Genomic DNA, 6,771 nt, shown 5'->3' with positions numbered 1-6,771 from the left:
TCGATCCAGACATACAGTGCGGTCAGGAGGGTGTTTAGGTCGGTTCTCACACCCCGAGCCTGGGCACCCTCCGCCTGCGCCTACAGCGCCCTTCGGCCCTGCCCGCCGATAGGACTTACTCGTCTAGGGGCCCGGGACGACGAAGGCCCCCCGAGCGTCTCCGCTCGGGGGGCCTCCGTCGTCGCGCCCGGACCTAGTCGAGGTAGTCGCGCAGCACCTGCGACCGGCTCGGGTGGCGCAGCTTCGACATCGTCTTGGACTCGATCTGCCGGATCCGCTCGCGGGTCACGCCGTAGACCTGGCCGATCTCGTCGAGGGTGCGCGGCTGGCCGTCGGTGAGGCCGAACCGCAGCCGGACGACGCCGGCCTCCCGCTCCGACAGCGTCTGCAGGACGCTGGTCAGCTGGTCCTGCATGAGCGTGAAGCTCACGGCGTCGACGGCGACCACGGCCTCGGAGTCCTCGATGAAGTCACCGAGCTGGCTGTCGCCCTCGTCGCCGATGGTCTGGTCGAGGCTGATGGGCTCCCGGGCGTACTGCTGGATCTCCAGCACCTTGTCCGGGGTGATGTCCATCTCCTTGGCCAGCTCCTCCGGGGTCGGCTCGCGCCCGAGGTCCTGGAGCAGCTCGCGCTGGATGCGGCCGAGCTTGTTGATGACCTCGACCATGTGCACCGGGATGCGGATGGTGCGGGCCTGGTCGGCCATGGCGCGGGTGATCGCCTGCCGGATCCACCAGGTGGCGTACGTGGAGAACTTGTAGCCCTTGGTGTAGTCGAACTTCTCGACCGCGCGGATCAGGCCGAGGTTGCCCTCCTGGATGAGGTCCAGGAACGCCATGCCGCGGCCGGTGTAGCGCTTGGCGAGGGAGACCACGAGGCGGAGGTTGGCCTCCAGCAGGTGGTTCTTGGCCCGCTCGCCGTCGCGGACGATCCAGTTGAGGTCGCGGCGCATCTGGGGGGAGAGCTTCTGGCCCTCCTCCTCGGCCTGGCGCAGCCGCTCGGCGCCGTAGAGGCCGGCCTCGATCCGCTTGGCGAGGTCGACCTCCTCCTCGGCGTTGAGCAGGGCGACCTTGCCGATCTGCTTGAGGTAGGCGCGGACCGAGTCGGCCGAGGCGGTGAGCTCGGCGTCCTTGCGGGCCTGCCGCAGCGCCTCGGACTCCTCCTCGTCGTCCCACTCGAAGTCGCCGCCCTCGGCCGCGGCGGCCTCCTCCTCGGCGGCGGCCTCGACGGCGACGCCGTCGGGCCCGGCGACGACGGTCTCGTCGAGCTTGAGGCCCTCGCCCCCGTCGACGACCGCGACGGCGGAGTCGTCGGTGGCCACGGCGGTCAGCACGGCGCCCTCACCGGTGCCCGGCGACGGCGTGATGCTGGGCTTGCCCTTGGCGGCGGTGGTCTTCGCCGCTGCCTTCTTGCGAGCGGGGGCCTTGGCCGGGCTGGCCGAGGCGGTACCCGCGGATACCGGTGCGCTGGTCCGGGTGGTCCGAGGGGCGGCGGCAACCGCCCTGGAGCGACCCGGGGTGCTCGCTGCGGCTTCCGGTGCTGGCTGGTCGGCGGGCACTCAGGGTTCCTTCCCGTGCTGGGTGCGTTCCCCGGGGGGCCGTCTGGTCCCCGGGCAGCGGCCTCGGCCGGCGTCCGGAGCGGGAGGGGTCCCAGCAGACCGGGCCCGGGTTTGACCGGTGCGCGGGTGGGGGATGCCTCTCGGCTGGGGAGCGACGGCGCGGGGCTCGTCCATTGTAACGACGCTCCTCGACGAAACCACCGTTGCGGAGCTGCGGGGATCGCTCGCACGGGTGCGACGCCGGGGTGGGAGTGTCCCCACGCTCCGTGGTGCCCCGGCCGCGTGCGCGGACCTGGAGCCGGGCTCACTGCCCGATGCGCTCCTCGGCGGCGAGCGCGGCGCCGACGATGCCGGCGTCGTTGAGCAGCTGGGCGGGGACGACGGGGGTGCGCGTGGACAGCAGCGGCACCCACTTGTGCGCCTTCTTGCTCACCCCGCCGCCGACGATGATGAGGTCCGGCCAGACGCTCGCCTCCAGGACGTCGAGGTAGCGGTCGACCCGCTTGGCCCACTGCGGGTAGCTGAGGTCCTCCCGGTCGCGAGCGGACGCGGAGGCACGCTTCTCGCCGTCCTCGCCGTCGACCTGGATGTGGCCGAACTCCGTGTTGGGCACGAGGACGCCGTCGGTGAACAGGGCGCTGCCGATGCCGGTGCCGAACGTGAGCATCAGCACCACGCCCTTCTTGTCGCGGCCGGCGCCGTAGCGCATCTCGGCGAACCCGGCGGCGTCGGCGTCGTTGAGCGTCTGCACGGTGCCCGGGATCCGGCCGGCCAGGCCCTCGGCCAGATGCGTGCCCAGCCAGCTCTTGTCGACGTTGGCGGCGGTGTGCACGATGCCGTGCTTCATGACGCCGGGGAAGGTCACCCCGATCCGCCCCTCCCAGCCGAAGTGGTCCACGATCTGCGCGACCACGTCGTAGACCGGCTCCGGATGCGAGGGCTGGGGTGTCTCGATGCGCAGCCGCTCGCCCTGGAGCTCGCCCTTGTCCAGGTCGACCAGGCACCCCTTGATCCCGCTACCACCGATGTCCACCCCGAAGCCCAGCACGCGGTCAGGGTAGTGACCGCGTGCCGCGCGCGTCAGGTCCGCTCGGGCAGGATCGGGATCGTGACCGCCTCGCCCGAGCCCGCAGCCCTGCTCGACCTCGCCGTCGCCACGGCCCGGGAGGCCGCCGGCCTGGTCGCCCGCGGTCGCGCCTCGGCCGCCGAGCACGTGGACGTGAAGTCCAGCCCCGTCGACATGGTCACCGCCGTGGACAAGGCCTGCGAGGAGCTGGTCGTGACGCGGCTGCTCGCCGCGCGGCCGGACGACGGGCTGCTCGGCGAGGAGGGCGCCGTGCGCACCGGCAGCAGCGGGGTCCGCTGGATCGTCGACCCGATCGACGGCACGACGAACTTCGTCTACGGGTTGCCGGCGTACGCGGTGTCGATCGCCGCCGAGGTGGACGGGCGGGTGCGGGCCGGGGCGGTGCTCAACGTCGCCACCGGCGAGCTCTACTCGGCGACCGAGGGCGGCGGCGCGCACCTCACGGTGCCGGGCGCCGACCCGGTCGCGCTGGGCGGCAGCCGGCCGGCGTCCCTGGAGCAGGCGCTGGTCGCCACGGGGTTCGGCTACCGCGCCGAGCAGCGCCGGGCGCAGGGCGCGGTGGTGGCTGCGCTGTTGCCGCACGTCCGCGACATCCGCCGGCTCGGGTCGGCCGCGCTCGACCTGTGCACCGTGGCGGCCGGGCGCGTCGACGCCTACTACGAGCTGCACCTCAACCGGTGGGACTTCGCCGCCGGCGCGCTCGTCGCCGCCGAGGCCGGGGTCGTGGTCACCGGCCTGCCGGGCCGCCCGTTCGGCGACCCCCTGGGCATCGCCGTGGCGCCGTCCGTGGCCGAGGAGTTCGTCGCCCTGCTGGACCGGCTGCACGCCGCTTGACGCGGCGGGCTCACCTCAGCAGGCGGCCGCGGCGCTGGAGGCGGTGCGGAGCGCGGCCGCCACCTGCTCGGGGGTGGCGAGGCTGTCGGGGAAGACGAACTCCGGGCCGATCACCAGGTCGACCTGCGCCGTGGCACGGGTGTCGAGGTAGTCGCCGGCGTCCCGGAGGAACAGCCCGAGGTAGGCCGCGGCGTCGGTGCCCCGCGGGCCGTGCCGGACCTCCCCGACGCCGGTCACCTCGCGGTCGGTGGGGTCGTTGGCGACCTCCTCGACGACGAAGCCGCGCCCCTGGAGGTCCGCGGCCACCGACTGCGCCAGCCCGGCGGTGTCGGTCGCGTTGAACACCCGGACCGACACCGTGGTCGGGTCCAGCGACGGGGGAGCGGCCGACGCGGTGGTGCACGCCGCCGCCTGGGCCGCGTCACGGTCCTCCTGGTCCTGGAGGACGTTCCACCACACCGCCAGCGCGGCCAGCGCCAGCACGAGCAGGAAGATCAACGGCGGGATCGGTCGCCGGCCGCTGCGGGGACGCACCGCGGGACGGTCGGTCGGCGGCGCGCTCACGGGCTCTTCTCCCCCTCGGAGGGCTGGCGGGTCGGCGGGAGTCTAGGGCCGGTCCGGGGCCCTAGATCGCACCGTCGTCCAGTGCGGCGCGTCCCCGCTCCACGCACGGGTCGATGCGCTCGGCGTAGCCGGAGGTGTCCTTGCCGGCCATCGCCCCCGCGCGGGACCGGGCGACGATGCCGGCGACGATCGCGGCGAACTTGAAGTAGGCGAACCCGACGTACCAGTTGAGGTCGGTGAGGTCCAGGCCGGTGCGCGACGCGTAGCGCTCGGCGACCTCCGCGCGGCTGGGGAAGCCCGGCAGCGCGGTCACGCTGCTCTGACCGGCGACGCTCTCCTCGCCGGCCTGCGGCCAGTAGACGTGCAGCATGCCGAGGTCGGCCAGCGGGTCGCCCAGGGTCGACATCTCCCAGTCCAGCACCGCGCGGATGCCGCCGGGCCGGTCGGGGTCGAGCAGGCAGTTGTCCAGCCGGAAGTCGCCGTGGACGACGCCGTCCCGCTGCGTCGCCGGCACCGTCTGCGCCAACCGGGCGGCGAGGGCGTCCAGTCCGGGGCGGTCCTGGTCGCGGGTGGCCTCCCACTGCTGCGTCCAGCGGCGCACCTGCCGGGCCATGAACCCCTCGGGTCGGCCGAAGTCGCCGAGGCCCACTGCCTGCGGGTCCACCGAGTGCAGGTCGGCCAGGACGTCGACCAGGCCCTCGCCGATCTGCCGCCGTTGACCGGGCTCGTCGGCGTAGCCGGGCGGGATCTCGTCGACGACGTGCAGGCCGTCCACGCGCTCCATGACGTAGAAGGGCGCACCGAGGACCGCGGTGTCGGTGCACAGGTGCAGCGTCCGCGGCACGGGTACGGGGGTGGGGCCGAGCGCGGTGATGACGCGGTGCTCGCGCGCCATGTCGTGGGCGGTGGCGAGCACGGCCCCCGTCGGCGGCCGCCGGAGGATCACCGACTCCCCGGGAGCGCCGCCGTCCGGGCTCACCACGTAGGTGAGGTTGGACATACCGGCGGCGACGAGGTCGAGGCGCACCGATCGCCAGCGGTCGTCGCCGAGGACGGAGGCCAGGTAGGGCCCGACGACGGCCGGGTCAGCACCCACGGGAGTCGACACGGGCGCAGGGTAACCTCTGGCGCTCCGCGGCCCTCCCGGCCGATCCGGCGCCGATGTGTTCGACCCGTCGTGAGCCGGGCACAAACGGAGACCGCGCGACGTTGGGGGGTCCGCCGACGGACCACCGTCGTCCATCGGACGGCGGCGCGGTCCGCAGCACCCGGCCGGTGCCCGAGCAGCGGGCGCCGGTCTGCAGACCCCCGGTCGCCCCGGCGACCGGCCAGGACGGCGGCGCCCCCGGCACCGCTGTCAGACGATGCGGGCGCCGACGCCCGCGAGAACCCCGGAGGAGGGGCACACCCCATGGCCACCGACTACGACGCCCCGCGCCGCAACGAGGCCGACGAGCTCGGCGAGGACTCGCTCGAGGAGCTCAAGGCGCGGCGAGCCGAGGCGCAGTCCTCGTCGGTCGACGTCGACGAGACGGACTTCAACGAGAACCTCGAGCTCCCCGGCGCGGACCTGTCCAACGAGGAGCTCACCGTCCGCGTCCTCCCCAAGCAGGAGGACGAGTTCACCTGCTCCCGCTGCTTCCTCGTGCAGCACCGCAGCCGGCTGGCCGCCACCCGTGGCGACCAGCTGTTCTGCCGCGACTGCGCCGCCTGAGGAAGGACCCCCCGCCCCTCGCAGGCGCGCGACGGACCCTGCAGGGGGCCGGGGAGGGGCAGTCAGGGCACTCGACGGTAGGAGACGCATGACCCAGGACCAGCAGCGCACCGGCGCGGTGCGCGACGTCCCGCCGCCGCGGCCCGTCACGGCGAGCGGCTCCGCCGCGACGCCGGCGGAGGAGAGCCCCCTGAGCCGCGCCGGGCGGGTCCTGGCCGACGCGGTCTCCGGGCTGCTCGGCGGGGCGACGGCCCGGGACGGGGACGCCGCAGCGGCCGGCGACGGACGGCGGTCGGCGTCCTCGACCCTGCGCGACGTCGTCTCCGCGGTCGCGGCCGCCGCCGGCAACCTGGGCGGCCGTGCCGCGCCGTCCGGCGGTGCGACCACCGCGGAGCCGGGGCCGGCGAAGGCACCCGGCGCGATCCTCGGCGACCTGCTCACCGCCGCCGTGCCGAGGTTGCCCATCCGGGACGCCGGGCGACTGCGCCAGGCGTACCCGGGGGCGAGCGACGACGAGATCGCCGACGCCCTGGTCGCCCGGGCAGCCCGGCTGACCGGGGGCGTCGGTGCAGCGACCGGGGGTCTCTCCGCGGCCTCCTGGGTGGCGCCGCCGTCCCTGGTGGCCGTGCCGCTGGGGCTGGGCGCCGAGACGGTGCTCACCGCCGCGGTGGAGGTGGTGCTCATCGGTGAGCTGCACGAGCTGTACGGCCGCCCGGCGCCCGGCGACGCCCGGGCCCGCGCGCTGGCCTACCTGTCCAGCTGGTCGGAGCAGCGGGCCGTCGACGACTCGGTCGTGCCCGGGCTGGGCGTGCTTCTCGGCGGCGCGGGCCTGCGGGCGCTGCGCCACCGCATGACCCGCCGTCTGGCGCGCAGCGTCCCCGCGGCGGCGCCGTTCCTCGTCGGGGCGGCGCTCGGCGGCCGGGGCAACCGCAGGGGCACGGAGGACCTGGCCCGTCGGGTGCTCGCCGACCTGCGGCGTCCCCGCACCTGACGCCGGTCCGGCTCCCGCGCGGT

At 74.8% G+C, this 6,771-nt stretch carries 7 protein-coding genes; 3 read left to right on the top strand and 4 right to left on the bottom strand.

Annotated elements, in window-relative coordinates; genetic code table 11:
- Window positions 1-193 precede the first annotated feature (193 nt).
- Together ACI784_RS19855 and ppgK are read right to left on the bottom strand one after the other, a co-directional pair.
- On the bottom strand, window positions 194-1,558 hold the full coding sequence (locus tag ACI784_RS19855) for an RNA polymerase sigma factor (protein ID WP_457014613.1): 1,365 nt from the start codon (window positions 1,556-1,558) through the stop codon (window positions 194-196).
- A gap of 304 nt (window positions 1,559-1,862) precedes the next feature.
- Window positions 1,863-2,606: a polyphosphate--glucose phosphotransferase gene (ppgK, locus tag ACI784_RS19850; protein ID WP_456924609.1), complete on the bottom strand. Its 744-nt coding sequence runs from the start codon at window positions 2,604-2,606 to the stop codon at window positions 1,863-1,865.
- Between the two features lie 60 nt (window positions 2,607-2,666).
- Between ppgK and ACI784_RS19845 the strand changes: the two genes are divergently transcribed.
- Window positions 2,667-3,479 (top strand): inositol monophosphatase family protein, encoded by an 813-nt coding sequence (locus ACI784_RS19845; RefSeq protein WP_457014612.1) that lies wholly within the window; start codon window positions 2,667-2,669, stop codon window positions 3,477-3,479.
- 15 nt (window positions 3,480-3,494) lie between these two features.
- Here the strand turns inward: ACI784_RS19845 and ACI784_RS19840 are convergent, their stop codons facing one another.
- Complete coding sequence (locus tag ACI784_RS19840) at window positions 3,495-4,043, bottom strand: LytR C-terminal domain-containing protein (protein ID WP_456924607.1); 549 nt, start codon at window positions 4,041-4,043, stop codon at window positions 3,495-3,497.
- Window positions 4,044-4,104: 61 nt separating this feature from the next.
- Window positions 4,105-5,151, bottom strand: a complete 1,047-nt coding sequence (locus tag ACI784_RS19835) for a phosphotransferase family protein (protein WP_456924606.1) — start codon at window positions 5,149-5,151, stop codon at window positions 4,105-4,107.
- Window positions 5,152-5,454: 303 nt separating this feature from the next.
- On the opposite strand from ACI784_RS19835, the gene ACI784_RS19830 reads away from it, so the two are divergent.
- Window positions 5,455-5,757: a DUF4193 domain-containing protein gene (locus ACI784_RS19830; RefSeq protein ID WP_097206154.1), complete on the top strand. Its 303-nt coding sequence runs from the start codon at window positions 5,455-5,457 to the stop codon at window positions 5,755-5,757.
- A gap of 88 nt (window positions 5,758-5,845) precedes the next feature.
- Entirely contained in the window at window positions 5,846-6,748 is a 903-nt protein-coding gene (locus ACI784_RS19825) for a hypothetical protein (RefSeq protein ID WP_457014611.1), read from the top strand.
- Window positions 6,749-6,771 lie beyond the last annotated feature (23 nt).

This window comes from Geodermatophilus sp. SYSU D01186 (assembly GCF_054050215.1).
Note: the sequence above shows the minus strand (reverse complement) of the source record. Positions and strands in the feature narration are given on the sequence as shown.

Excerpts from the sequence above, each read along its gene's own strand:
- ACI784_RS19825 (WP_457014611.1), top strand. The coding sequence starts at position 5,846 with ATGACCCAGGACCAGCAGCGCACCGGCGCGGTGCGCGACGTCCCGCCG.
- ACI784_RS19830 (WP_097206154.1), top strand. The coding sequence starts at position 5,455 with ATGGCCACCGACTACGACGCCCCGCGCCGCAACGAGGCCGACGAGCTC.